Source organism: Pseudomonas sp. 05N434 (genome assembly GCF_056396965.1).
Window position 1 is genome coordinate 1 of sequence record NZ_JBFTMK010000795.1, and the last position, 1,621, is coordinate 1,621.

A 1,621-nucleotide genomic window follows, 5' to 3' on the forward strand; every position below is an offset into this window, starting at 1 on the left:
GTACATGACCGGTTCCTACTCACGGGTGTTCGCCGTGGATGCGCGCACCGGCCGCAAGCTCTGGCAATACGACGCGCGCCTGCCGGATGACATCCGTCCGTGCTGTGACGTGATCAACCGTGGCGTGGCGCTGTATGGCGACCTGGTGATCTTCGGCACTCTCGACGCCAAGCTCGTGGCCCTGAATAAAGACACCGGCAAAGTGGTATGGAGCAAGAAAGTCGCCGACCACAAGGAAGGCTACTCCATCAGCGCCGCGCCACTGGTGATCAACGGCAAACTGATCACTGGCGTGGCGGGTGGCGAGTTCGGGGTGGTGGGCAAGATCGAAGCCTACGACCCGAAAAACGGTGATCTGCTGTGGACCCGGCCAACGGTCGAAGGCCACATGGGTTACGTCTACAAAGACGGCAAGGCCGTAGAGAACGGCATCTCCGGCGGCGAAGCGGGCAAGACCTGGCCGGGCGATTTGTGGAAAACCGGCGGCGCGGCGCCGTGGCTGGGCGGCTACTACGACCCGGAAACCAATCTGCTGCTGTTCGGCACCGGCAACCCGGCACCCTGGAACTCGCACCTGCGCCCTGGCGACAACCTTTACTCGTCCTCGCGCCTGGCGCTGAACCCGGACGACGGCACGATCAAATGGCACTTCCAGAGCACCCCTCACGACGGCTGGGACTATGACGGCGTGAACGAACTGGTGTCGTTCAACTACAACGAAGGCGGCAAGGAAATCAAAGCCGCGGCCACCGCGGACCGTAACGGTTTCTTCTATGTGCTGGATCGCACCAACGGCAAATTCATCCGCGGCTTCCCGTTCGTGGACAAGATCACCTGGGCCAGTGGCCTGGATAAAAACGGTCGGCCGATCTACAACGAAGACAGCCGTCCGGGTGCACCGGGCTCCGAGGCCAAAGGCRGTTCGGTGTTTGTAGCGCCGGCGTTCCTGGGGGCGAAAAACTGGATGCCGATGGCCTACAACCGCGACACCGGCCTGTTCTATGTGCCGTCCAACGAGTGGGGCATGGACATCTGGAACGAAGGCATCGCCTATAAAAAAGGCGCGGCGTTCCTCGGCGCCGGTTTCACCATCAAACCATTGAATGAAGACTACATCGGCGTGCTGCGCGCCATCGACCCGAAAACCGGCAAGGAAGTCTGGCGCCACAAGAACTTCGCGCCGTTGTGGGGCGGGGTGCTGACCACCAAGGGCAACCTGGTGTTCACCGGTACGCCGGAAGGTTTCCTACAAGCGTTCAACGCCAAGACCGGCGAGAAAGTCTGGGAATTCCAGACCGGCTCCGGCGTGCTCGGCTCGCCCATCACCTGGGAAATGGACGGCGAACAATACGTTTCGGTGCTCTCCGGCTGGGGCGGCGCGGTACCGCTGTGGGGCGGCGAAGTGGCCAAGCGCATCAAGGACTTCAACCAGGGCGGCATGCTGTGGACCTTCAAGCTGCCGAAGGACCTGGTTGCCAAGCACTAACCCTGGCAACCACAACCTGAGTGGCGATGAATGACCTGTGGCGAGGGAGCTTGCTCCCGCTGGGCTGCGAAGCCGCCCCCAACGTTCCCGGCCCCAACCGAGTCGTTTGGATTTACGACTGCTTCGCAGCCGAAC

Annotated in this window: 1 protein-coding gene; it reads left to right on the plus strand. The window is 62.0% G+C overall.

Annotated elements, in window-relative coordinates; all coding sequences use genetic code 11:
* The coding region (locus tag AC1DLB_RS29450; protein WP_477786236.1) for a methanol/ethanol family PQQ-dependent dehydrogenase at window positions 1-1,486 on the plus strand (1,486 nt) is incomplete at its 5' end.
* Window positions 1,487-1,621: the final 135 nt, after the last annotated feature.